The organism is Microbacterium festucae (assembly GCF_025421715.1).
GTDB lineage: Bacteria > Actinomycetota > Actinomycetes > Actinomycetales > Microbacteriaceae > Microbacterium > Microbacterium festucae.
Genome location: NZ_JAOEFC010000003.1, coordinates 42,379 through 64,877, shown reverse-complemented (window position 1 = coordinate 64,877; position 22,499 = coordinate 42,379). Strand labels below are relative to the sequence as shown.

Below are 22,499 nucleotides of genomic sequence, written 5' to 3'. Positions count from 1 at the left end.
GATGCACCCGACTCCGCTTCCCGTCGCCCTGCGCGGCGTGGCTTTCACGCCCGCCGACGCCCGCGCGCTCGAGGTGCCCGCGGGCAGGCTGCGGGCACGCGACCTCGTCGCGCCGTTCCACGCGGTGCGGGCGCCGCTGGATGCCGCGGACACGACGATCGTCGAACGCGCGCGGCTGCTGCTGCCCCGCCTCACCCCGACACAGGTGTTCACGCACTCGACCGCCGCGGCGATCCACGGCATCCCGCTGCCGGCGTCGGCGACCCACGAGCCGCTGCACGTCGGCGCGATCCTCGCCACCCGCGAGCCGCGCACCCACGGCGTGCAGGGACATCGCCTGCGACTCGACCCGTCCGCCCTCACCCTCATCGACGGCATGCCCGTGCCGGATGCCGTGACCGTCTGGACCCAGCTCGGTTGGCGCCTGCGGCAGGACGACCTCGTGATCGCCGCCGATCATCTGCTCGGCGCGCTGCGGCTGCCCGCCGAGGAGCTCGCCGCGGCGATCAGGCCGGGTCAGCGCGGCGCGGTCGCGCTGACCCTCGCGCTCGAGGAAGCGCGCGCCGGCGCGGAATCGCCGCAGGAGACCCGCACGCGACTGGTCCTCGTGCGCAGCGGGCTGCCCGAACCCGACCTCAACTGGACGCTGCGCACGCCCGGCGGCCGCTTCGTGGCGCGCCTCGACCTCGCCTATCCGCGCTGGCGCACCTGCATCGAGTACGACGGGCGCCAGCACGCCGACGGCATCCAGTTCCGCCGCGACGCGGACCGCTGGGCCGAGATCGAGAACGAGGGCTGGGCGATAGTGCGGGTGCTCGCCCACCACCTCGACGACCCGCACCGCACGATCGTCCCGCGCGTGCGCCGCGCGCTGGCGGCCCACGGCTGGCGCGCCTGAGCCTCCGCGTTCGGCACGCCGTCGCGCTCCGCGCGTCCCCACCGGGCCGAGTGTCCAAGACACGCGGCACGCGCGCGACAAATGCCGCGTGTCTTGGACACTCGGCAAGAACCGGGACACGCGGCATCAACCGGGACACTCGGCAAGAACCGGGACACTCGGCATCCGGGCACGCGCCGGCAGGCGGCGCCGCCCCAGCGACCCGGCAGAGGCCGGCCGGATCGGTCAGACCCCTGCTGCCCGCAGCTCACCCGACGTCAGGCGCTCAACACCCCGCCGAGTGTCCAAGACACGCGGTACGCGCGCGACGGATGCCGCGTGTCTTGGACACTCGGCAAGAACCGGGACCCCCAGGATCCCGGAACCCCGAGAACCCCCGAGAACCCCCGAGGCCCCCGAAACCTCAGTTCAGGCCGCTGTAGACGTGCAGGCCCTTGAAGAACTGGTTGACGATCGTGAAGTTGAACATCACGGCCGAGAAGCCGACGATCGAGAGCCAGGCCGAGCGGGTGCCGCGCCAGCCGCGGGTGGCGCGGGCGTGGATGTAGCCGGCGTAGAGCACCCAGACGACGAAGGTCCAGACTTCCTTGGTGTCGAAGCCCCAGTAGCGACCCCACGCGTCGTTGGCCCAGATCGACCCGGCGATGAGGGTGAACGTCCAGAAGATGAAGCCGATGATCGTGAAGCGGTAGGCCAGCGACTCGAGCGCGTCGGCGGAGGGCAGGGTGCGCAGGAAGCGCGGCCCCTGCCGGCGGGGCTTGTCACCCTCGTCCGCGTCGAGGGCCGCGATCGCCAGGCGCTCGCGGCGGCTCTGCATGAGCTGCAGCACCGACAGGGCGAACGCCAGCGCGAGGAAGGCGGTGGCCAGCGACGCGACGAACACGTGGATGACCAGCCACACGCTCTTGAGCGGATCGGCCAGCGGCACGACCTCGACGTAGTAGGCGAGGATCGCCCCGCCCAGCAGCACGATGGTGAGCCCGGTGACGAACGATCCGAGGAAGCGCAGGTCGTAGCGGAAGAGCACCACGAGGTACACCGCGACGATCAGCATGGTGCCGGTGAGGGCGAACTCGTACATGTTCGACCACGGCACACGCTCGGCGGCGATGCCGCGCAGCACGTCGCCGCCGACGTGGAACAGGAACCCGAGCACGGTCAGCGACGTGCCGATGCGCGCCCACAGGTAGCGCCGGCGCGACCCGAGCCCCGCCTCCAGCTGCGTCTGGGCGTCGGCCTCCTCGGCGCGCACCTCGTCGATCGTCTGCGAGCGGCCACCGGATGCCACGCCCACGAGCGTGCGGGCGGTGGCGACGTCCTTCATCTTCGCGGCCTGGTCGGAGCGTCGGGCCAGATCGATCGCGTAGGCCATGAAGGCCAGCGTGTAGATGGCGACGGCCGTCCATACGAGCAGCTTGGAGATGTCGTCGAGCGAGAGGCCGGTGTCGGGCATGCGGGTCAGTCTACTTTCGGAGGGGTCTCGGAGGCGGGGTCGCCGGGGCGCCCCTCACGGTCAGCACCAGCGCCAGCACCAGCACCAGCACCAGCACCAGCACCAGCACCCGCACCAGCGCCCGCGAGCGCCTCCCCGTGCTCGCGGGCCAGCTGGGCGACGGCGGTGGCGATGGCGGGGTCCTCGCCGCGGGCGAGTCCGGCGTACTCGATGTGCAGGGCGCCGCCGGTGGGGGTCGCCTTCACCCACATGCGTCGCCGCGGCACGAACAGGGCGGCCAGCAGGCCCGCCAGGGCGAGCACGGCGAAGCCGAGCACCCACGGCGCGCCGACGTCGCGGTGCACCGAGAGCGACACGTAGCGCTTCACGGCTTCGGGGGCGCCCTGCTGGGTCGCATCCTCGAACGTGATCGTGCCGAGCCCGTCGGGCAGGTCGCTGGTCTGCCCGGGCGCGAGCTCGATCGAGTCGACGTCGATGGCGCGACCGGTGAGCTGGGTCATGTCGCCGGTGTCGAGGGCGTAGACGTTGCGGGGCGTGCCGTCGTCGATGCCGAGGTCGCCGACGTAGACGTCGAGGGTGAGCAGCGGGTTGAGCAGGTCGCCGAAGGCCGAGCTGATCGCCCCGGTGGCGAGGTTGGCCGCGCTCGGATAGAAGAAGCCGACGAGGCCCACCTGCTGGGCCAGCCCGTCGGGCACCTTCACGACGCCGAGCGAGGTCATGTTGGCATCCTGCGGCAGGAACTCGACGTCTTCGCGGTAGACGACCTCGCCGTCGGGGTTGCGCACGGTGATCGAGGGCGCATAGCCGTTGCCCATCAGATAGAGCCGCTCCCCGGCCACTCCGAGGGGGTGGTTGACGCGGATGCTGCCCTCTTCGGGCTGCTCGCCGGGTTCTTGCACGGTCACGTGGGCGGCGAAGTCGCCGGCCTGCCCTTGGCCCTGCTCGCCGAGGGGCGTGTAGGTGACGTCGAAGCTGTCGAGGGTGACGGTGTAGGGCGGCAGGGCGCCGGTGTCGACGAAGCGTCCCGGGTTGAAGGAGGTGTAGCCGAGGCCGGGCGAGTTGACGAAGCTCGATCCCTCGGTGATGACTGTCTGCCCCGTGTAGGTGAGCCCGCCGCCGATGCCGACGGCGATGAGCACGCCCACCAGGGCGCCGTGGAAGACGAGGTTGCCCGTCTCGCGCAGGTATCCGCGTTCCGCCGAGACGGATGCCACGTCGCCGCGGTCGTAGCGCTCCACCCGGTAGCCGGCGCGCTTGAGCTGGGCCTGGGCGAGATCGACGGCGCGGCCGGCGGCGACGACGGCGTCATCGCCGGCGGCCACCGGCACGACGACCTCGGCGTGGTCGTCGAGGCGCGCGAGGCGCACGGGGGTGCGCGGCGGCCGGGCCCGCAGGGCCTGCCAGTGGTGCTTGGTGCGCGGGATGACGCATCCGATGAGCGAGATGAACAGCAGGATGTAGATCGCCGAGAACCACGCCGACGTGTACACGTCGAACAGCTGCATGCCGTCGAGGATCGGGAACAGGTCGGGGTTGTCGACGCGGAACTGGCTGACGCCGTTGGGGTCGGCGCTGCGCTGCGGCACGATCGATCCGGGGATCGCGGCGACGGCCAGCATGAGCAGCAGCACCAGGGCGGTGCGCATGCTCGTCAGCTGACGCCACGCCCAGCGCAGCCAGCCGACGACGCCGAGGGCCGGCTGGGTGATGCCGTCGGCGGCGGGAGCGGCGGCATCCGCGTGGTCGGAGGGACGCAACGGGTCGGTGCGGCCCGACGAGCCGTCAGATCGGGAGTTCGACACCGCCGATCACCCCCAGCAGCTGCGACATGATCGCGGTCCAGACGCCGGTGACCATCAGGATGCCGAGCACGATGAGAAGGATCCCCCCGAGGATGTTGACGGCGCGGATGTGGCGCCGCAGGATGCTCACCGAGCGCGTCGCCCAGCCGAAACCGACCGCGAGCAGCAGGAACGGGATGCCCAGGCCGAGCGAGTAGGCGACGGCGAGCAGCGCCGCACGCCACGGGTCGGCCTGGCTGATGCCCATCGAGAGGATGGCGGTGAGGGTCGGGCCGATGCACGGCGCCCAGCCCACGCCCATCGCGATGCCCAGCAGGGGGGCGCCGACGAGTCCCAGGTTCTGGCGCACCTGCGGCTTGTAGGTGCGCTGAGCGAAGCCGAAGACGCCGATGAAGACGAGACCGAGCGCGATGACCACGACGCCGAGCACGCGCGTGATGAGCTCTTGGTACTGGATGAAGAAGCGCCCCACGGTGCCGGCGAAGATGCCCATCGACACGAACACGAGCGTGAAACCGGCGATGAACAGCAGCACCCCGAGCACCAGCCGGGAGCGGGTGCGGGTGCGCGTGCCGCCGGTGCGGGGCGCCGCCGCGCCGCCGAGGAAGCCCAGGTAGCCGGGCACGAGCGGCAGCACGCACGGGGAGAGGAAGGAGACGAGGCCGGCGAGTGCGGCGATCGGGATCGCCACCCACAGCGCGCCGTCGAAGACGATCGCGCCCGGATTCACGAATCCTCCGCGATCGTGTCCTCGATGACCGTGCGCAGGATCGACTCGCTCTGCACGGCGCCGACGAAGCGGGCGGCCACGCGCCCCTGCCGGTCGAGCACGAGCGTGGTGGGCGCGGCCATCACGGTCGTCACCGACGCGAAGGCGAGCTTGAGCTCGGCATCCTCATCGGCCAGCAGCGACGGGTAGGTGATGCCGTAGGTCTTCTCGAACGAGGCGGCCTGCTCGGAGCCGTCGTAGATGTTGACGCCGAGGAACGACGCACCGGCCTCGGCGGTGGCCCCGGCGACGCCCTCGAGGATCGGGGCCTCGGCGCGGCACGGACCGCACGCGGCGTACCAGAAGTTCACGACGAGCACCTCGTCGGCGTAGTCGTCGCTCGACAGGCGCGACCCGTCGACGGTGACCCCGTCGAACACGATCGGCTCGCCGCGCTGATCGGCGGGGATCTCCTCGACCCGGCCGTCACCCGAGACGAAGCCCTTGTTGCTGCCCTCTTTGTACTGGTCGGCGAGCGAGTCGTTCGGGCTCGTGCAGGCCGCGAGGCCCACCGCGAGCAGCACCGCCGCGACGGATGCCGTGATCTTGCGCATTCTCATACCGCCCCCACATCCACGGCGCCGCCGGTGGCGGCCGGCTCGGCGTACGACACTTCGCGCCACACGTCGCCCACGCGCTCGAAACTGGTGATGCTCGACAGGCTGCACCGGCGCCGCCGCGGGTCGTGCCGCAGCGGCAGCCCCGCCACCGAGAGGTGGGTGATCCAGATCGGCAGCTGGTGCGAGACGACGACGACGTCGCCCGACGGCGCGGCATCCCAGGCGTCGTCCATCGCATCGTCCATGCGCGCGACGACGTCGAGGTAGGGCTCGCCCCAGCTCGGGATCGACGGCGCCCGCAGGTGGCGCCAGTTGCGCGGATCGCGCAGCGCGCGGCGCATCTGGGTGCCCTCGAAGACGTTGGTGGGCTCGATGACGCGCTCGTCGATCACCGGGTCGAGGCCGAACAGCTCGGTGAACGGCTCGGCCGACTCGCGGGTGCGCTGCAGCGGCGAGGCGTAGAGCGCGGTGACGGGACGTTCGAGCCCGTGCACGTACTCCGCCGCGGCGCGGGCCATGCCCCGCCCGGGCTCGCTCAGCCGGTAGTTCGGGAGGCGGCCGTACAGCACGCGCTCGGGATTGTGGACCTCTCCATGGCGCACGAGGTGGAGACGGTCGGCAGGCACCCCTCGATTCTACGGGCGGGGGGACTATGGACAGCCTGGGAGACCCCCGGTTCGGAGGGACCCCGAACCCGGTCCGCCCCGGCGCCCGGCGCCCGACCGGCGTGCGTCGGCGGTCAGGCGGCGTCGAGGTCGGGACGGCGCCCGCGCACCTGCCGCACCCGCACGACGATGAACCACGAGACACCGGCGACGACCGCGGCGATCACGAGGTACTGCAGGATGTCGGCGTACTGCTCGACGACGTGCCACGACTCGCCCAGCAGGAACCCGGCCACGACGAACACGCTGTTCCAGACGACGCTGCCGGCGAGGGTGAGCAGCGTGAAGCGCCACACCGGCATGCGCGTGACCCCGGCGGGGATGGAGATGAGGCTGCGGAACAGCGGGATCATGCGGCCGAAGAACACGGCCTTGCTCCCGTGCCTGGTGAACCACGCGACGGTGCGGTCGATGTCCTCCGGGTGCAGCAGCGGCACCTTTGCGGCGATCGCGCGCAGCCGTGCGACGCCGAGCCACGCGCCGAGGGCGTAGAGGGCGAGGGCGCCCACCACCGAGCCGGCGGTGGTCCACGCGATGGCCTCGAACAGCGTGAAGGTGCCCTGGCTGGCGGCCAGTCCCGCCATCGGCAGGATCACTTCGCTGGGCAGCGGCGGGAAGAGGTTCTCGAGCGCGATCGCGAGCCCCGCGCCGGGGGCGCCGATCACGTGCATGAGGCCGACGACGGCGTCGACGAGCGTGGTGAGCCAGGAGCCGTCGGTACCGGTCGTCATAACGCCCGAGGCTACGGACCCGAGGTAACGGGAACCTGAACGTAGACTGTTCCCCCGTGAGTGAACGCGTTCTCGTCAGCCAGCTGCAGTCCCGTGAAGACGGCCCCGTCTCGGTGTCCGGATGGGTGGAGACCGTCCGTGATCAGAAGAAGGTGCAGTTCGTCATCCTCCGCGATGAGACCGGCGCCGTGCAGCTGGTCAATCCGGCCACGCGCCCGGCGGTCGACGAGGCCGATGCGGCCGCTCAGGATGCCGACGCGCTCGCGCTCACGTCGCTCATCTCCGAGCTGACCACCGGCACCTTCCTCACCGTCACCGGCACCCTCAAGCACGACGAGCGCGTCAAGCTCGGCGGTGTCGAGGTGAAGATCTCGGGCCTCGACGTGGCGGCATCCGCCCTGCCCGAGACGCCGATCGCCGCCGACAGCGGTCTGGACAAGCGCATGGACTGGCGCTTCCTCGACCTGCGTCAGCGCCGCAACAACCTCATCTTCCGCGTGCAGACGACCCTCGAGCACGCGATGCGCTCCTACTGGATCGAGCGCGACTACATCGAGATCCACACCCCCAAGCTCATGGCGAGCCCGTCGGAGTCCAACGCCGAGCTGTTCAGCCTCGACTACTTCGAGGACAAGACCGCCTACCTCGCCCAGAGCCCGCAGTTCTTCAAGCAGATGGCCCAGTCGGCCGGCTTCGGCAAGATCTTCGAGATCGCGCCCGCGTTCCGCGCCGACCCGTCGTTCACCAGCCGTCACGCCACCGAGTTCACCTCGATCGACGCCGAGATCAGCTGGATCGACTCGCACGAAGACGTCGCGCGGATGCAGGAGGAACTGCTGCAGACCGCCATCCAGGCCGTCGCCGACAAGCACGGCGCCGAGATCAAGGAGCTCTTCGACGTCGACGTCGTGGTGCCGGCGGTGCCGTTCCCGCGCATCCCGCTGGCCGAGGCGCGCGAGATCGTCGCCGCCCGCGGCTACGAGATCCCCCGCACCGACGGCGACCTCGACCCCGAGGGCGAGCGTCAGATCGCCGCGCACGCGCTGGAGACCTACGGGCACCAGTTCGTGTTCATCACCGACTACCACCCCGAGATCCGTGCGTTCTACCACATGCGCGACGCCGAGACGGGGCTGACGAAGTCGTACGACCTGCTGTTCCAGGGCGTGGAGATCACCACCGGCGCCCAGCGCGAGCACCGCGTCGACGTGCTGATCGAGCAGGCCAAGGAGAAGGGGCTCGACCCCGAGCACCTCGACTTCTACCTCGACTTCTTCCGCTTCGGCGCGCCGCCGCACGGCGGGTTCGGCATGGGCCTGGCGCGCCTGCTGATGCTGCTGCTGGGCGAGTCGTCGATCCGCGAGGTCACCTTCCTGTTCCGCGGCCCGACGCGTCTGGCGCCGTGAGGCCCAGCCCGGCGCCATGGCGATCGTGATAGAGGGCACCCACAACTTCCGCGACACCGGCGGCCTGCCGCTGGTGGGCGGCGGGGTCGTGCGCAGCGGCGTGCTGCTGCGCTCCGACGGACTGCAGTCGCTCACCCCGGCGGGCCTGGCGGCCCTGTCGGCGAGCCCGATCGGCGTGGTGGTCGACTTCCGCACGCCCACCGAGCGGGCGATGGCCCCCGATCTGCTCCCCGGCGACCGGCCGTTCCACGTCGTGGAGCTGTCGATCCTCGAGGGGGCGATGTCGTCGATGGCGCAGGACCTCATGAAGGCCGGCGGCGCCGACCCGGCCGTGCTGGCGCAGGCCATGGCCTCCCTGCCCACGCTGGGCGAGCTCTACGTCGGGATGCTGCAGCACAGCGGCCCCGCCTTCGCCGAGGTGGCCCGGCTCGTGGCCGCCTCCACCGACGAGGCGCCGACGGCCGTCGTCGTGCACTGCACCGCCGGCAAAGACCGCACCGGCGTGGCCGTCGCGCTGCTGCTGGATGCCGTGGGCGTCGACCGCGCGGCGATCACCGCCGACTACGCCGCCAGCGCCGACAACCTCGCCGGGCCGTGGGCCGATGGGATGCTCGCCATGGTCGAGCGCCTCGGGGCGCCGCTGACCCCGCAGATCGTCGAGCTGGTCACCGGCTCCCCCGCTGCCGCGATCACGCACGCCCTCGGCTGGCTCGATGCCGAGCACGGCGGCGCGGCGGCCTACCTGCAGCAGGCGGGCGGGCTCACCGGCGACGAGCTCACCGCGCTGCGCGCGCGCCTGCGCGCCTGACCTCCGCCGCGCCCGCCGCCTCCGGCACCGCCGGCACCGCCCCGCGCCGCCGCTCGATTTGCGCTGCGGTGGGGGTCGGCGCCTAGCCTGGGTCGCTCCGACAGGAAGGAGTCGCCCCGTGTGGGAGGATTGGATCGCCCTGGCTGTATCGATCGCGATCGCCGTGGCCGCCGCCGCGCTGATCACGGTCATCGTCTCGCTCGTCTTCCGTCTGATCGCCCGGCGTGCGCAGTGGCCGAGCGCCCTCGTGGGCCGGGCACGGCCGCCGTTTCGCACGCTCGTCGTGGTGATCGCGGTCTGGATCGCGGTGCTGGCGGTGGCGCCGGCCGGGGCGCCGTGGCTGGGCGCGGTGACGCAGGCGTTCGTGCTGGTGGCCATCGCCGCCGGGGCGTGGCTGCTGTCGGCTCTCGTCTCCTTCGCGGGCGATCTGGCGCTGGCCCGCTACCGCATCGACGTGCCCGACAACCGCGTGGCGCGGCGCATGCGCACGCAGGTGCTGATCCTGCGGCGGCTGGCGATCGCGCTCATCGTCATCCTCGCGATCGGCTCGATGCTGCTCACCTTCGACGCGGTGCGCGCCGTGGGGGCCAGCGTCCTGGCATCCGCCGGCATCGCCTCGATCGTGGCGGGCCTGGCCGCGCAGTCGGTGCTCGCCAACATGTTCGCCGGGGTGCAGCTGGTCTTCAGCGACGCGATCCGCGTGGACGACGTGGTGGTCGTGGAGGGCGAGTGGGGGCGCATCGGCGAGATCACGCTCAGCTACGTCGTCGTCGACCTGTGGGACGACCGTCGCCTCGTGCTGCCGTGCACCTACTTCACAACCAAGCCGTTCCAGAACTGGACGCGCACCGGCAGCGAGCTGCTGGGCGCGGTGGAGTTCGACCTCGACTGGCGCGTCTCGCCGGCGCGGATGCGGGAGGAGCTGGAGCGGGTGCTCGCCCAGACCCCGCTGTGGGACGGCCGGGCCTCGGTGCTGCAGGTGACCGAGGCCACCGGCGGGTTCGTGCGCGTGCGGGTGCTGGTGACCGCGCACGACGCCCCGACGCTGTTCGACCTGCGCTGCATCGTGCGCGAGCGGCTGGTCGACTGGGTGCAGCGCGAGACCCCCGCGGCGCTGCCGGTGCAGCGGGTGCTGATGGGCGAGTCCGCGTCTCCGCCGGGGTCGGCAGAGCCGGCGGCGCCGGCCGCCGACACCGATGCGGTCGGCCTGTTCACCGGGTCGGAGGAGGCCGAGGAGCGTGCGCGCCACTTCACCCAGGCCATCCCGGTGATCACGCCCGATCGCGAGGCCGACGAGCGCTGAGCCGGACCGCCCGCGCGATCGGCGAGGCGGCGATCCGCGGCCGGAGCCGGGTCAGACCTCGAAGTCGACGGCCAGCCGGCCGCCGGCGACGCTGCGGATGTACCCGGCCGTCTCCTGGTGCGCGGGGTGGGTCTGGTAGGCGTCGAGACCGGCGAGGTCGTCGAAGTCGATGACGACCGCCACGTCGGCGTTGCCCTCCGGGTAGGCCACGTTCGGGCCGGCCGACAGCGTGCGGATCGAGGGCACGACCCCCACGAGGGCGTGCAGGCGACGAGCGACCTCGGCGGCCTGCTCGGCGCGGGTGCCGGCATCCTCGGCGGCCATCTTCCAGGCGACGATGTGACGGATGGTCATCGGGAGCTCTCCTTCTCGGTCATCGATGCGATCGACGACTCGGTGTGCGCGGTGTCGTTGTGCGCGGTGGCGGCGTGCGCGGCCTCGGTCAGCGCCGTGCGCAGCCGGTCGGGCGACAGGCGCCAGTGGGCGTGCAGTCGACCGTCGACGAGGACGACGGGGATCTTCTCCCACCACTGCGCGTAGAGCGCGGCATCGTCGAGGATCGAGAACTCCTCGATCTCGACGGCATCGTCGGGAAGATCGGCCACGACGGTCTCGATGACCTCACGTGCCACGTCGCACAGATGGCAGTCGGGCTTGGAGATGATCGTCAGCGTCGTCACGCTCCCATCTTTCCACCGCCGCGCACCGGGCGGCGTCGCCGGGGTGCCGCGGGGGCGTCGCTGTGGCGCGAGGAGGTGCGTCCGGGCGCGGAAACACGAAGCGCCCGTCCGTTCGGACAGGCGCTCGGTGTCTGTGCCGCAGCTTACTTCTTGTTGCGGCGCTGGTGGCGAGTCTTGCGAAGCAGCTTGCGGTGCTTCTTCTTCGCCATGCGCTTGCGGCGCTTCTTGATGACAGAACCCACGGAAAACCTCACATGTCAGGGGTCTGGACGCGGATGACCGCACCCGGGATCGGGCAAATCGGAAAAATGCCTCAGAGCAGTCTAGCCGACGTCGGCGATCGGCCGCTGCAGGGCTGCTGTGACGGCCGTCTCGGGCACACGGTAGCTGCGTCCGAAGCGCACCGCGGGCAGTTCACCCGAGTGCACGAGGCGGTACACGGTCATCTTCGAGACGCGCATGAGGTCGGCGACCTCCGCAACGGTGAGGAAGCGCACATCAGCGAGCTCCGACATCGAATCCCCTTTGTCCCCGGTACCCGAAGCCCCTGGGCGGAATTGCCCCGGGCTTGCATTGACGCACAGCCTACGGGGTCGGCGGGACGCGTGTAAACATCTGGGAAACGTGTGACGCGCGGGGATGAGTCGACGGTGTCCCGCTCAGGGGCGTCCGCCGGCCCGCTCGGCCCGGTCGAGCGCCTCCCGCGACGCGTGCCGCAGGTCACGCTGGGCGTCGCGCAGCTGCCGTTCGGCGGCGCGCACGGCCTTCTGCGCCTCGCGCACCCGCTTGTCGGCGACCGGCAGAGGCGACACCTCCGGTGCCGCAGGCGCCTCCACCGGCCGGCCGGAGGCGCGATGCTCGGCATGGGCGACCACCCCGTCGAGCAGTCGGGCGAGGCCGAACGCGAAGGGGTCGCCCTCGTCGAGGAACACGCCGGCATCGATCGCGGCGCGCAGGGCCGGGAACGCGTCGACGTCGATGAGCGCCCGGAACAGCTGGTCCTCCCGCTGCGCGAGCGCCTCGTCGCTCAGGCCGGTCGCCTGGGCGGCGCGCGCATACCCGGCGTAGACGACGCCGCACCAGCGCGCCAGTCCGGTGACGGCGAGGACGACAGCGAGTCGCTCGGCGTGCGAGAGCGCGGTCGATGACAGCGCGGCGAGGCCGGCATCCATCCACGCGGCACTGTTCGGCGTCGTCGGAGACCCGTTGATGGGGATGTCGAGCAGCCACGGATGCTGGAGGTAGCGCCCCATCTGCGCGGCGTACAGCGTCTCGATGCGCTGACGCCAGTGCCCGCCCTCGGCGGGAGGCGCAGGCGGAAGCCCGACGCCGGCCTCCTGCATGAGCAGCACGAGATCGTCCTTCGCGCTCACATAGCGGTAGAGCGACATCGCGGTGTAGCCGAGGCGCGCAGCCACCGCCGCCATGGAGACCGCCCCGAGGCCCTCGGCGTCGGCGATCTCGATGGCCGCATCGACGATGCGCTCCACGCTCATCTCGCGTTTCGGCCCCCGCTGCGGGTTGACCGCGACCCCCCAGGCGAGGGCGACCGCGCGCGAGAGCTCGGGTTCGGCCTGGTCGGTCATGTGTGCACCACTCGTCCAGATTAGATCTGTATACGGTGTAAACGGTGTGTTATTTTCATAAACAGTTTCTGACATACACAGAAGGGATGCCATGGACGCCGCGCTCACCCTGTCCGGAATCGGCAAGAGCTTCGCGGGCACACCGGTGCTAGCGGGCATCGACCTCGAGGTCGCACAGGGTGAGATCTTCGCCCTCCTCGGCGCCAACGGCGCCGGGAAGACCACGATGATCTCGATCCTGACCACCCTGCTGCCGCCCGACGCCGGCACCGCCCGCGTCGCCGGGTTCGACGTGACGAGCGACCCCGATCGCGTGCGCAGCCGCATCGCCCTCACCGGCCAGGCCGCCGCCGTCGACGGCATCCTCACCGGCACCGAGAATCTCGTCATGATGGGGCGACTGTCGGGACTGTCGCCCCGCGAGGCCCGGGCACGCGCCGCACAGCTCCTGGAGCGGTTCGCTCTGACCGACGCCGCTGACCGCCGCACCGCCACCTACTCCGGCGGCATGCGCCGGCGACTGGATCTGGCCCTGAGCTTCGTCGTGGCCCCGCACGTGCTGTTCCTCGACGAGCCCACCACCGGGCTCGACACCCGCAGCCGGCGCGAGCTCTGGTCGGCGATCCGCGCACTGGCCCGCTCGGGCACGACCGTCTTCCTCACCACCCAGTACCTCGAAGAAGCCGACATCCTCGCCGATCGCGTCGCCGTCCTCGACGCGGGGAGGATCGTGGCGCTGGGCACGGCCGCAGAGCTCAAAGCCCATGTCGGCACCGACACCGTCGAGGTCCGCGGCGCTGACGGCGCCCTGGTGGGCAGCATCCCCACCGACGGCACCGTCGCGGGCGTACGGTCGGCACTCGACGAACTCGGCGACCTCGAGGGCATGGTGCTGGTGCGTCGGCCGACACTCGACGACGTCTTCCTCGCCTTCACCGGCGCCACGGCACCGCAGACCCAGGAGGAAGCGGCATGAGCGCGCTCGACACCCCCGGGCTGCGCCGCCCCCTCACCGGGCTGACTGCGGAGGCGGTCTTCGTGCGACGGAGCCTCGTCCAGTCGTTGCGCGACGTCGAGTCGCTTCTCATGGCGATCCTGCTGCCGGTGCTGATGATGGTGCTGTTCACGTTCGTCTTCGGCGGGGCCATCGACCCCAGCGGCGGATATGTCGACTACGTCGTGCCGGGCATCATCCTGCTCTGCGCCGGATTCGGGTCGTCGAGCACCGCCACCACCGTCGCCACCGACATGAACAGCGGCATGATCTCGCGCCTGCGCACCATGCCGCTGCGCTCCAGCGCCGTGCTCACCGGTCACGCCATCGCCAGCCTGCTGCGCAATCTCGTCGCCACCGGGGTGGTCGTCGTCGCGGCGCTCATCGTCGGGTTCCGACCCTCCGCCGACGCGCTCTCCTGGGCTGCGGCGATCGCGGTGATCGCGCTCTACATCCTCGCCATCACCTACCTGTTCACCGCGATCGGCATCGCTGCCGGCTCCCCCGCAGCGGCGACCGGGTACGGCTTCATCCTGCTGTTCGCGCCCTATCTGTCCAGCGCCTTCGTGCCGGTGGAGACCATGCCGGACGGACTGCGGTGGGTGGCGGAGAACCAGCCGATCACCCCGATCATCGAGACGATCCGCGGGCTGCTCATGGGCACCTCGTCGGGCACGGCGCCGTGGTGGGCGGTGGGGTGGTGCCTGGCGATCCTCGCGGTCGCCGTGATCTGGGGCTCGTGGCTCTTCCGCCGCAAGGCGGGCCGACGGCACTGAGGCCGGTCGGGCGTTCGGGCGGCGCGGGCGCCGCGCGGGGTCAGCGGCCGGGGATCTTCTTCAGCACGCTCTCGAGGGCGTGCTTGGTGGATGCCGCGGCGCGGCCGACCATCTCGGCGGCCTGCGCCGCCGGCTGCGGCAGCGATGCGCCCGACCCGACCGACAGCCCGTCCTCGTCGACCAGGAACGGCACGAGCCAGTCGTCGACGGCATCCAGCGGCGCGGGCGACACGCTGTAGTAGCGGTGCTGACCCTCTTCGCGCACCGAGACGAGCTCGGCGTCGCGCAGCACCTTGAGGTGCTTCGAGACGGTGGGCTGGCTGATGCCCAGCTCGGCGACGATCTGCGACACGCTCGTGCCTCCGCGGGCGGTCTCGCCGTGCTCGCGCAGAAGCTGCAGAATGTCCCGACGGGTGCCGTCGGCGATCACGTCGAAGATGTCCGCCATGCCCTTAGGGTAGCCCGCTCCGCGGCCGGAGTACCATGACAGGGTCCGAACGGCGGAAGGGGCGCGAGATATGGCGGGCGAGACCGTCATCGGGCGCATGCGGGCCGACGTCAGCGGCTCCTTCCGGCGCTTCCTGCACAACTTCCGCGAGCTCACCACCTCTTCGCCCTCACGCTTCGCGGTGCTGGTCTTCTCGGCGCTCATCCTGCTGTTCACGGGGCTGTTCTCGATGCCGGCGGCCGCCTCGAACGGGCGGGTGACGCCGCTGGCCGACGCCCTGTTCACCGCGGTGTCGACGATCTGCGTGACGGGTCTGTCCACCGTCGACATGGCCACCCACTGGTCGCCGCTCGGACACGTCTTCGTCTACGTCGGTGTCAACGTCGGCGCCCTCGGCGTGCTGACCCTCGCCTCGATCCTGGGCCTGGTCATCTCGAAGCGGCTGGGGCTGCGCGCCAAGCTCATCGCCGCCGGCGACTCCAACCCGCTGCGCGTGCACGGCGGCCCGGTCAACGAGGGCCAGACCGTGCGCCTGGGCGAGGTCGGTCAGCTGCTGGCCACCGTCGCCATCTCGACCCTCGTCATCGAAGCCGTCCTCGCGGTGCTGCTCTACCCGTCGCTGCTGGTGGGCGGTGTCGACCCGATCACCGCCCTGTGGGAGGCGCCGTACTACGCGGCGATGTCGTTCACCAACACCGGCTTCACCCCCAACGCGGGCGGGCTGCAGCCGTTCGCCACCGACTACTTCATGCTCACCGTGCTGATGGCGGGTGTGTTCCTCGGCTCCATCGGCTTCCCGGTGATCTTCGCGCTGTGGCGCCACCAGTGGCACGTGCGCCGCTGGTCGCTGCACGCCAAGCTGACCCTCATCACCACCGTCATCCTGTTCTTCGTGGGAGCGGGCGTGTTCCTGCTGCTCGAGTACGACAACCCGAAGACGTTCGGCTCGATGGAAGCCTGGGACACGACCTTCCAGGCGTTCTTCCTCTCGGCGATGACCCGTTCGGGCGGCTTCTCGGTGGTCGAGATGGGCGACCTGCACGGGTCGTCGCTGGTCGTCGCCTCGATGCTCATGTTCGTCGGCGGCGGCTCGGCCTCCACCGCGGGCGGCATCAAGGTGACCACCCTCGCCGTCCTCGCGCTGGCGGTGTGGTCCGAGGCCAAGGGGCGGCCGAGCGTCGAGGCGTTCGGCCGCCGCATCCCCAGCGACGTGCAGCGGGTGGCGCTGTCGGTTGTGGCGTGGGGCGCGACCATCGTGGCCATGGCCACCATCACGATCGCCCAGATCACCAAGGCGCCCGTCGAACAGGTGCTCTTCGACGTCATCTCGGGGTTCGCGACCGTGGGCCTGTCGACCGGCCTCACCGCCGAGATGGCCGATCCGGCCGTGTACGTGCTGGCGGCGACGATGTTCATGGGACGCGTTGGTACAGTGACTCTCGCCGCGGCGGTGGCCGCGACCAGCCGATCGCAGCACTACTCGCTGCCCGTGGAAAGGCCCATCGTTGGTTGAGCAGTTGCGGAACGACGCGCCCGTCCTCGTCATCGGCCTCGGTCGCTTCGGCGCCGCCTGCGCCGGCGAGCTCGACCGGCTCGACCGCGAGGTGCTCGCCGTCGACGACAACCTCGAACTCGTGCAGAAGTGGTCGGAGCGGGTCACCCACGCCGTGCAGGCCGATGCCCGCAACATCGACGCGCTCACGCAGATCGGCGCCAAGGACTTCCAGGTGGCCGTCGTCGCCGTCGGCTCATCGATCGAGGCGTCGGTGCTCATCACCGCGAACCTCGTCGACCTGAAGGTGCCGCAGATCTGGGCCAAGGCCGTCTCGCAGTCGCACGGCAAGATCCTCGCCCGCGTCGGCGCCAACCACGTGATCTACCCCGAGCGCGAGGCCGGCGAGCGCGTCGCCCACCTGGTGTCGGGCCGCATGCTCGATTTCATCCGCTTCGACGACGACTTCGTACTCGCCAAGATGTATCCGCCGAAGTTCATCCGCGGCGTCGGCCTCAACGAGTCGGGCGTGCGCTCGCGCTACAACGTCACCGTCGTGGGCGTGAAGAGCCCCGGCAAGCCGTTCCGCTACGCGGAGGCCAACACGGTCGTCACCAACCACGACCTCATCATCGTGTCGGGCACCAATTCCGACATCGAGCGCTTCGCCTCGCTCGACCGCTGACGCGCACGGTCGCGGCGCGTGCCGGATGCCGCGGCTCGCGAGCCCTGTGGGCTTCCGCGCCCTGAGGGCTCAGGAGCCCTGTGCCAGCTCCCGGGCGCGGGCGAGCGCGGCATCCGTCGCTTCGGCGAACAGCCCGTCGAGGTTGGCGCCCTGCAGCACCGCGATCGCGCGCTCGGTGGTGCCCTTAGGGCTCGTCACCCGGCGGCGCAGCTCGGCCGGGTCCTCCCCCGACGCGTCGAGCAGTGCGGCGGCGCCGATGAAGGTCTGCTCGGCCATGAGCCGCGCGTCGGCCTCGGAGAATCCCTTGCCGCGGGCGGCCTCGGTGAGCGCCTCGATCAGCAGGAACACGTAGGCCGGGCCCGAGCCCGAGATGGTCGACAGCGCGTCGATGCGCTCTTCGGGCAGCTCGATGACCGCGCCGCACGTCTCGAACAGGCTGCGCACGAGGGCGACGTCGTCCGCGGATGCCGAGGGTCCTGCCGCGAGTCCGGTGACGGCCTTGCCGACCACGGCGGGGGTGTTGGGCATCGAGCGGATGACGCTCACCTCGTCGCCGAGGATGTCCTGGAAGGTCGTCAGGGTGACCCCGGCGGCCAGGCTCACCACGATGGCGCCCGGGCGCAGGTGCGGAGCGATCTCGCGCAGCAGGTCGGCGACCATCCCCGGCTTGACCCCGACCAGCACGACGTCGGCGCCGGCGGCAGCGGTGGCGTTGGCATCCGCGGCGTTCTCGAGCGCGAGGCTGCGCACCCCGGCGAGCCCGTCGAGCTCGGCGGCCTTGACGGCGGTGCGGTTGGTCACCGTGACCTCGGGCGCGGCGCCCGAGCGGACGAGGCCCTGCAGGATGGCCCCTCCCATCGAGCCGGCTCCGAGGATCGCGATGGGGGGCAGGGTGGTGATCGCCATGGCTCCATCCTCCCATCCCAGCGGCGACGCGGGACGCTGAGAGGCACCTCGGAACGGGCCTGCGACCCCCCGACTATCATCGGGTCATGACCCTCTTCGACGGCATCCGATCGCATCGCGTCGACACCGAACGCCTGAGCGTCAACGTCCTCGAGCGTGACGGCGACGACCCGGCCACGCCCGGCGAGCAGACCGTCGTGCTGCTGCACGGCGCGGTCTCGTCGAGCCTGGTGTGGCAGGAGCTCATGCAAGACCTTCCGGTCGATCTGCGCGTCATCGCCGTCGACCTGCGCGGCTTCGGCGGCACCGAGCACGCCCCCGTCGACGCGACCCGCGGGGTGCGCGACTTCAGCGACGACGTGCACGCGACACTCGAAGAGCTCGGCCTGCCCACCTCCCACCTCGTGGGCTGGGGGCTCGGCGGGGCCGTCGCCCTGCAGTACGCCCTCGACCACCCGGTGCTCTCGCTCACCCTCGAGTCGCCGATCTCGCCCTATGGCTTCGGAGGCACCCGCCGCGACGGCTCGCGCCTCACCGACGACGACGCCGGTGTGGGCGGCGGGGCCGGCGACGCCGAGCTCGTGCGCCGGCTCATCGACGGCGACACCACCGACGAGGCGCCGTCGTCGCCGCGCAGCATCCTCCGCACGGCATATGTCGCCGACGCCGAGCCGGGTCCGGGCGAAGACGTCTGGGTCGAGGCCATGCTCACGACCTCCACCGCCACCGGCGGCTACCCCGGCGACAGCACCCCGAGCGAGAACTGGCCCGGCTTCGCCGCCGGCACCGTCGGCGTGCTCAACGCCCTCGCACCCCGCTACTTCGACGTGTCGGGCATCGTCGACATCTCCCCCAAGCCGCCCATCCTGTGGGTGCGAGGCAGCGAGGATGCCGTCGTCTCCGACGCCTCGTTCCAAGACGTCAACCACCTCGGCGCGCTCGGCGTGATCCCCGGCTGGCCGGGCGCAGACGTCGCCCCCGCGCAGCCGATGGTCTCGCAGACGCGCGACGTGCTCGACGCCTATCGCGCCGCCGGCGGACAGGTCGTGGAACTCGTGCTCGACGGCATCGGGCACACCCCGCACATCGAGCGCCCCGCGCGCTTCCGCCGCGCCCTGCTGTCGGCGATCGGCTACATCGGCACCCCCGCCTCCCCCGCGCCGCCCACCGAGGCGATCATCATCAGCTCCTCGGACTGAGGCGGGTTGGAGGGGCTGGAGCCCCTCGAGGCGCTCGCGCGGCTCGAGGGGCTCGAGGGGCTCGAGGGGCTCGCGCGGCGGGTAGGGGCCCACGGCGGGTAGGGGCCTGCGGCGGGCAGGGGCCTGCGGCGCCTGACGCGAGGGCCTGGCGGTGGCCGAGCCTCGACCCTTGGCATCCATCAGTTTCCGCGACGCGATGCCGGGCCATGTCCCGCGAACGGTGACTTCGCAGGCCGCGAGCAGCAGGATGCGGGACGCGGCGCTGCGGCAGGTCCCACGAACGGATGATCGGTGCGCTGCGGGTCGCGGATTGCGGGACGCGGCGCCGAGGCAGGTCCCCCGAACGGCTGATCGGTGCGCCGCGGGTCGCGGATTGCGGGACTTGATGAGGGGGCGGGTCCCGCAGATATCGGGTCGCCGCGCGTGGTCGCGGATTGCGGGACACGGGAGGGGGCTGGTCCCACAAACGGTCGCTCAGAGCGCCACGAGCCGCCAGGTTCGGGACACGCCGTCTGAGCACGTCCCGCAAACGACGGGCCGCGGGCGTGCAAGCCGCAGAATGCGGGACACCCGACCGGGCCAAGTCCCACAACCCGCGGGTCGCCCACGCCTCGGGCCGCAGAATGCGGGACACCCCACCGGGCCAGGTCCCATAACCTGCGGGTCCCACACGCCCCTCAAGCCGCAGAATGCGGGACACCCGACAGAACCGGGTCCCACAACCCGCGGGTCACCCACGCCTCAAGCCGCAGAATGCGGGACACCCGACCGGAGCACGTCCCGCAACTCGCGGGTCAGCCGCCGCGCTCGTGAAACCCCGGATGCCGCGCGGGCGGGGCGCGGGGGTCAGACGGTGCCGTAGAGGCGGTCGCCGGCGTCGCCGAGTCCGGGCACGATGTAGCCCTTCTCGTCGAGGCGCTCGTCGAGCGAGCCGAGCACGAGGGTGACGTCGCGGTCGCCGATCTGCTTCTCGATCGCCGCGAGGCCTTCGGGGGCGGCGAGGATGCAGATCGCGGTGACGTTCTGCGCACCGCGGGCGAACAGGAACTCGATGGCGGCGCCGAGCGAGCCGCCGGTGGCGAGCATCGGGTCGAGCACGAAGCACTGGCGGTCGCTGAGGTCTTCGGGAAGGCGCTCGGCGTAGGTCGTCGGCTCGAGGGTCTCTTCGTTGCGCGCCATGCCGAGGAATCCGACCTCGGCGGTGGGCAGCAGCTTGACCATGCCTTCGAGCATGCCCAGACCGGCACGCAGGATCGGCACGACGAGCGGCTTGGGGTCGGCGATGCGCACACCGACGGTGGTCGTGACGGGCGTCTGGATCTCGACCTCTTCGACGCGCACGGAGCGGGTGGCCTCGTAGGCCAGCAGGGTGATGAGCTCCTCCGTCAGCTGACGGAACACCGGCGAGGGGGTGCGCTTGTCGCGCAGCACCGTCAGCTTGTGGGTGATGAGCGGGTGATCGGCGACGTGAACACGCATGATGACAGGCTACCGGGGCTTACGCTGGGCGCGTGAGCCTCCCGACCGGACAAAGCGACCGGCACGCCATGCACCGCGCGCTGCAGCTGGCCGCCGAGGCGTCTGCGCACGGCGACATCCCGGTGGGTGCCGTGGTGACGGATGCCGCGGGCACGGTGATCGGCGAAGGCCGCAACCTGCGCGAGGCCACGAGCGATCCCACCGCGCACGCCGAGGTCGTCGCGCTCCGCGCCGCCGCGGCATCCGTCGGCGACTGGAACCTGTCCGGGTGCACCCTCACCGTCACCCTGGAACCGTGCGTGATGTGCGCGGGTGCGGCGCTGCAGTCGCACGTGTCGCGGGTGGTGTTCGGCGCCTGGGACGACAAGGCCGGCGCGGCCGGATCGGTCTACGACGTGTTGCGCGACCGGCGCCTGCCGGTGCGGGCCGAGGTGGTCGCCGGGGTCGCCGCCGACGAGGCCGCGGCCCTGCTGCGCGACTTCTTCGCCGCGCGCCGATAACCTGACGAGTCTGATCCACGCATCCGCACAGCTTTGGGAGTCGCACATGTCGGTTGGTCTGCTCGCGGTCGTCGACGACATCCTGAGTGCGGCGATGAAGGCATCCGCCAAAACCGCCGGTGTCGTCATCGACGACGCCGCCGTCACCCCGCAGTACGTGCAGGGGCTCACGCCGGCGCGTGAACTGCCCGTCGTCGCCAAGATCGCGCTCGGCTCGCTGGCCAACAAGTTCCTGATCATCATCCCGATCGCGCTGCTGCTGACCGCGTTCGCGCCGTGGGTGCTGCCGTTCCTGCTCATCATCGGCGGCACGTACCTGTGCTTCGAGGGTGCCGAGAAGGTGCTCGAGTGGTTCGGCTTCGCGCACGGACACGACGAGGGCGCGCGCGACGAGAAGAAGCTCGTGTGGGGCGCCGTGCGCACCGACCTGATCCTCTCGACCGAGATCATGCTGATCTCGCTGGCGAGCCTGGATGCCGGTATGAGCATCTGGATGACCCTCGCCGTGCTCGCCGTCATCGCCCTGCTGATGACCGGCGTCGTCTACGGCGCGGTCGCGCTGCTCGTGAAGCTCGACGACATCGGGCTGCGCATGGCCAAGAGCCCCGAGCAGCGTGTGCGCCACACCGGCACTCGGATCGTCCGCTCGATGCCGGCCGTCTTCCGCGTGATCAGCATCATCGGCACCGTCGCGATGCTGTGGGTCGGCGGGCACCTCGTGCTCGCCAACCTCGCCGAGGTCGGCGTCGCGTTCACGGGAGACCTCATCCACGCCGTCGAGCACGCCCTCGAGCCGCTCGGCGCGGTGATCGTCTGGATCGGCGACACGATCGTCTCGGCGATCGCGGGCCTCGCGCTCGGACTCGTCGTGGTCGGCATCGTGCTGCTGATCGGCAAGCTCGTGGGGCGTCGCCCCACCTTCACCGAAGGCGGCGAGTCGCCCGCAGGCGTCGCCCACCACTGAGCCGGGGGTGTGGCACCCGCGTGTTGCGGGACGCGGCATTCGGTGGGGTGGCGAAGATGGCGGGTGGGGTGTTCCGCTCGCCCGCAGTTTGTGGGACATGGCTCTCAGGCGGGTCCCGCCAACGGCGGGTCAAGGGGCCTGGCACCCGCACATCGCGGGACATGGCATCCGGTGGGGTCACAGAGAATGCCGGGTACGCGCCCTCGTCCCGCGCATTGCGGGACATAGCATCCGGTGGCGTCCCACTGATGGCGGATGCCGGTCGCTCGGCGGAGCGGCGGGACGCGCCACACGTGCAGGTCCCGCGAACGGTGGGTTCAGCGGCCTAGGACCCACACATCGTGGGACATGCCACCCGAGCACGTCCCGCGAACCGCGGGTCAAACAGCCACCAC

The 22,499-nt window shown here is 71.2% G+C and carries 25 protein-coding genes; 11 read left to right on the top strand and 14 right to left on the bottom strand.

Translation table 11 applies throughout. The features are described 5' to 3' along the window. The first annotated feature begins 1 nt into the window (after window position 1). Window positions 2–898, top strand: coding sequence for an endonuclease domain-containing protein (locus N3K63_RS10650; RefSeq protein WP_261580154.1), 897 nt, complete (start codon window positions 2–4; stop codon window positions 896–898). 403 nt (window positions 899–1,301) lie between these two features. Here N3K63_RS10650 and ccsB read toward each other — a convergent pair whose 3' ends face one another. The 6 genes from ccsB to N3K63_RS10620 form a co-directional block, all read right to left on the bottom strand. Further along, window positions 1,302–2,351: a c-type cytochrome biogenesis protein CcsB gene (gene ccsB / locus N3K63_RS10645; RefSeq protein WP_261580153.1), complete on the bottom strand. Its 1,050-nt coding sequence runs from the start codon at window positions 2,349–2,351 to the stop codon at window positions 1,302–1,304. Between the two features lie 5 nt (window positions 2,352–2,356). Beyond that, a complete protein-coding gene (gene resB / locus N3K63_RS10640) occupies window positions 2,357–4,153 on the bottom strand; it encodes a cytochrome c biogenesis protein ResB (protein ID WP_261580152.1) in 1,797 nt (598 codons plus the stop codon). Next, on the bottom strand, window positions 4,134–4,883 hold the full coding sequence (locus N3K63_RS10635) for a cytochrome c biogenesis CcdA family protein (protein WP_261580151.1): 750 nt from the start codon (window positions 4,881–4,883) through the stop codon (window positions 4,134–4,136). The genes resB and N3K63_RS10635 overlap by 20 nt, the downstream gene beginning before the upstream one ends. Continuing rightward, window positions 4,880–5,482: a TlpA family protein disulfide reductase gene (locus tag N3K63_RS10630; RefSeq protein WP_261580150.1), complete on the bottom strand. Its 603-nt coding sequence runs from the start codon at window positions 5,480–5,482 to the stop codon at window positions 4,880–4,882. Before N3K63_RS10630 ends, N3K63_RS10635 begins: the two co-directional genes overlap by 4 nt. Continuing rightward, a complete protein-coding gene (locus N3K63_RS10625) occupies window positions 5,479–6,108 on the bottom strand; it encodes a histidine phosphatase family protein (protein ID WP_261580149.1) in 630 nt (209 codons plus the stop codon). Before N3K63_RS10625 ends, N3K63_RS10630 begins: the two co-directional genes overlap by 4 nt. Window positions 6,109–6,221: 113 nt before the next feature. After that, on the bottom strand, window positions 6,222–6,878 hold the full coding sequence (locus N3K63_RS10620) for a DedA family protein (RefSeq protein WP_261580148.1): 657 nt from the start codon (window positions 6,876–6,878) through the stop codon (window positions 6,222–6,224). A 56-nt stretch (window positions 6,879–6,934) separates the two neighbouring features. On the opposite strand from N3K63_RS10620, the gene aspS reads away from it, so the two are divergent. From aspS to N3K63_RS10605, 3 genes are all read left to right on the top strand, one after another. Next, window positions 6,935–8,284 carry an aspartate--tRNA(Asn) ligase gene (aspS, locus tag N3K63_RS10615; protein ID WP_261580147.1) on the top strand — a complete coding sequence of 450 codons (1,350 nt, stop codon included), beginning with the start codon at window positions 6,935–6,937 and terminating at the stop codon, window positions 8,282–8,284. A 16-nt stretch (window positions 8,285–8,300) separates the two neighbouring features. Continuing rightward, on the top strand, window positions 8,301–9,092 hold the full coding sequence (locus tag N3K63_RS10610; protein WP_261580146.1) for a tyrosine-protein phosphatase: 792 nt from the start codon (window positions 8,301–8,303) through the stop codon (window positions 9,090–9,092). Between the two features lie 118 nt (window positions 9,093–9,210). Beyond that, the gene (locus N3K63_RS10605) at window positions 9,211–10,395 is read left to right on the top strand and encodes a mechanosensitive ion channel family protein (protein WP_261580145.1); all 1,185 of its coding nucleotides are present in this window, start codon (window positions 9,211–9,213) and stop codon (window positions 10,393–10,395) included. Between the two features lie 51 nt (window positions 10,396–10,446). On the opposite strand, the gene N3K63_RS10600 is transcribed toward N3K63_RS10605, so the two are convergent. The 5 genes from N3K63_RS10600 to N3K63_RS10580 all read right to left on the bottom strand — a co-directional run bounded on the left by N3K63_RS10600 (window position 10,447) and on the right by N3K63_RS10580 (window position 12,661). After that, a complete protein-coding gene (locus tag N3K63_RS10600; protein ID WP_261580144.1) occupies window positions 10,447–10,749 on the bottom strand; it encodes a Dabb family protein in 303 nt (100 codons plus the stop codon). Then, complete coding sequence (locus N3K63_RS10595) at window positions 10,746–11,075, bottom strand: glutaredoxin family protein (protein ID WP_261580143.1); 330 nt, start codon at window positions 11,073–11,075, stop codon at window positions 10,746–10,748. The genes N3K63_RS10600 and N3K63_RS10595 overlap by 4 nt, the downstream gene beginning before the upstream one ends. Window positions 11,076–11,218: 143 nt before the next feature. After that, window positions 11,219–11,317, bottom strand: coding sequence for a 30S ribosomal protein bS22 (locus tag N3K63_RS10590; protein WP_003792170.1), 99 nt, complete (start codon window positions 11,315–11,317; stop codon window positions 11,219–11,221). Between the two features lie 81 nt (window positions 11,318–11,398). Beyond that, window positions 11,399–11,590, bottom strand: a complete 192-nt coding sequence (locus N3K63_RS10585; RefSeq protein ID WP_121057598.1) for a helix-turn-helix domain-containing protein — start codon at window positions 11,588–11,590, stop codon at window positions 11,399–11,401. Between the two features lie 144 nt (window positions 11,591–11,734). Further along, entirely contained in the window at window positions 11,735–12,661 is a 927-nt protein-coding gene (locus N3K63_RS10580; protein WP_261580138.1) for a TetR/AcrR family transcriptional regulator, read from the bottom strand. 91 nt (window positions 12,662–12,752) lie between these two features. On the opposite strand from N3K63_RS10580, the gene N3K63_RS10575 reads away from it, so the two are divergent. Both N3K63_RS10575 and N3K63_RS10570 read left to right on the top strand, forming a co-directional pair. Further along, on the top strand, window positions 12,753–13,637 hold the full coding sequence (locus N3K63_RS10575) for an ATP-binding cassette domain-containing protein (protein WP_261580137.1): 885 nt from the start codon (window positions 12,753–12,755) through the stop codon (window positions 13,635–13,637). Then, window positions 13,634–14,431 carry an ABC transporter permease gene (locus N3K63_RS10570; RefSeq protein WP_261580136.1) on the top strand — a complete coding sequence of 266 codons (798 nt, stop codon included), beginning with the start codon at window positions 13,634–13,636 and terminating at the stop codon, window positions 14,429–14,431. Before N3K63_RS10575 ends, N3K63_RS10570 begins: the two co-directional genes overlap by 4 nt. 40 nt (window positions 14,432–14,471) lie before the next feature. Here the strand turns inward: N3K63_RS10570 and N3K63_RS10565 are convergent, their stop codons facing one another. Beyond that, a complete protein-coding gene (locus N3K63_RS10565; protein ID WP_261580135.1) occupies window positions 14,472–14,879 on the bottom strand; it encodes an ArsR/SmtB family transcription factor in 408 nt (135 codons plus the stop codon). A 97-nt stretch (window positions 14,880–14,976) separates the two neighbouring features. Here N3K63_RS10565 and N3K63_RS10560 point away from each other — a divergent pair, with 97 nt between their 5' ends. Together N3K63_RS10560 and N3K63_RS10555 are read left to right on the top strand one after the other, a co-directional pair. Further along, window positions 14,977–16,392 (top strand): TrkH family potassium uptake protein, encoded by a 1,416-nt coding sequence (locus tag N3K63_RS10560; RefSeq protein ID WP_261580571.1) that lies wholly within the window; start codon window positions 14,977–14,979, stop codon window positions 16,390–16,392. Then, a complete protein-coding gene (locus N3K63_RS10555; RefSeq protein ID WP_261580134.1) occupies window positions 16,385–17,056 on the top strand; it encodes a potassium channel family protein in 672 nt (223 codons plus the stop codon). The genes N3K63_RS10560 and N3K63_RS10555 overlap by 8 nt, the downstream gene beginning before the upstream one ends. Before the next feature lie 69 nt (window positions 17,057–17,125). Here the strand turns inward: N3K63_RS10555 and proC are convergent, their stop codons facing one another. After that, window positions 17,126–17,962 carry a pyrroline-5-carboxylate reductase gene (gene proC, locus N3K63_RS10550; protein ID WP_261580133.1) on the bottom strand — a complete coding sequence of 279 codons (837 nt, stop codon included), beginning with the start codon at window positions 17,960–17,962 and terminating at the stop codon, window positions 17,126–17,128. A gap of 86 nt (window positions 17,963–18,048) precedes the next feature. Here proC and N3K63_RS10545 point away from each other — a divergent pair, with 86 nt between their 5' ends. Beyond that, complete coding sequence (locus tag N3K63_RS10545) at window positions 18,049–19,161, top strand: alpha/beta fold hydrolase (protein WP_261580132.1); 1,113 nt, start codon at window positions 18,049–18,051, stop codon at window positions 19,159–19,161. Window positions 19,162–20,007: 846 nt separating this feature from the next. Here the strand turns inward: N3K63_RS10545 and upp are convergent. Then, complete coding sequence (gene upp / locus N3K63_RS10540) at window positions 20,008–20,640, bottom strand: uracil phosphoribosyltransferase (RefSeq protein WP_261580131.1); 633 nt, start codon at window positions 20,638–20,640, stop codon at window positions 20,008–20,010. A 32-nt stretch (window positions 20,641–20,672) separates the two neighbouring features. Here upp and N3K63_RS10535 point away from each other — a divergent pair, with 32 nt between their 5' ends. Continuing rightward, window positions 20,673–21,140 carry a nucleoside deaminase gene (locus tag N3K63_RS10535; RefSeq protein ID WP_390895162.1) on the top strand — a complete coding sequence of 156 codons (468 nt, stop codon included), beginning with the start codon at window positions 20,673–20,675 and terminating at the stop codon, window positions 21,138–21,140. 46 nt (window positions 21,141–21,186) lie between these two features. Continuing rightward, on the top strand, window positions 21,187–22,104 hold the full coding sequence (locus N3K63_RS10530; RefSeq protein ID WP_261580130.1) for a DUF808 domain-containing protein: 918 nt from the start codon (window positions 21,187–21,189) through the stop codon (window positions 22,102–22,104). The last annotated feature ends 395 nt before the right edge of the window (window positions 22,105–22,499 follow it).

What these genes read in the sequence shown, in the direction of transcription:
- N3K63_RS10650 (WP_261580154.1), top strand. Translation starts at nt 2, where the DNA reads ATGCACCCGACTCCGCTTCCCGTCGCCCTGCGCGGCGTGGCTTTCACG.
- ccsB (WP_261580153.1), bottom strand. Translation starts at nt 2,351, where the DNA reads ATGCCCGACACCGGCCTCTCGCTCGACGACATCTCCAAGCTGCTCGTA.
- N3K63_RS10630 (WP_261580150.1), bottom strand. Translation starts at nt 5,482, where the DNA reads ATGAGAATGCGCAAGATCACGGCATCCGTCGCGGCGGTGCTGCTCGCG.
- N3K63_RS10620 (WP_261580148.1), bottom strand. Translation starts at nt 6,878, where the DNA reads ATGACGACCGGTACCGACGGCTCCTGGCTCACCACGCTCGTCGACGCC.
- N3K63_RS10610 (WP_261580146.1), top strand. Translation starts at nt 8,301, where the DNA reads ATGGCGATCGTGATAGAGGGCACCCACAACTTCCGCGACACCGGCGGC.
- N3K63_RS10600 (WP_261580144.1), bottom strand. Translation starts at nt 10,749, where the DNA reads ATGACCATCCGTCACATCGTCGCCTGGAAGATGGCCGCCGAGGATGCC.
- N3K63_RS10585 (WP_121057598.1), bottom strand. Translation starts at nt 11,590, where the DNA reads ATGTCGGAGCTCGCTGATGTGCGCTTCCTCACCGTTGCGGAGGTCGCC.
- N3K63_RS10580 (WP_261580138.1), bottom strand. Translation starts at nt 12,661, where the DNA reads ATGACCGACCAGGCCGAACCCGAGCTCTCGCGCGCGGTCGCCCTCGCC.
- N3K63_RS10575 (WP_261580137.1), top strand. Translation starts at nt 12,753, where the DNA reads ATGGACGCCGCGCTCACCCTGTCCGGAATCGGCAAGAGCTTCGCGGGC.
- N3K63_RS10570 (WP_261580136.1), top strand. Translation starts at nt 13,634, where the DNA reads ATGAGCGCGCTCGACACCCCCGGGCTGCGCCGCCCCCTCACCGGGCTG.
- N3K63_RS10565 (WP_261580135.1), bottom strand. Translation starts at nt 14,879, where the DNA reads ATGGCGGACATCTTCGACGTGATCGCCGACGGCACCCGTCGGGACATT.
- N3K63_RS10560 (WP_261580571.1), top strand. Translation starts at nt 14,977, where the DNA reads ATGCGGGCCGACGTCAGCGGCTCCTTCCGGCGCTTCCTGCACAACTTC.
- proC (WP_261580133.1), bottom strand. Translation starts at nt 17,962, where the DNA reads ATGGCGATCACCACCCTGCCCCCCATCGCGATCCTCGGAGCCGGCTCG.
- N3K63_RS10545 (WP_261580132.1), top strand. Translation starts at nt 18,049, where the DNA reads ATGACCCTCTTCGACGGCATCCGATCGCATCGCGTCGACACCGAACGC.
- upp (WP_261580131.1), bottom strand. Translation starts at nt 20,640, where the DNA reads ATGCGTGTTCACGTCGCCGATCACCCGCTCATCACCCACAAGCTGACG.
- N3K63_RS10530 (WP_261580130.1), top strand. Translation starts at nt 21,187, where the DNA reads ATGTCGGTTGGTCTGCTCGCGGTCGTCGACGACATCCTGAGTGCGGCG.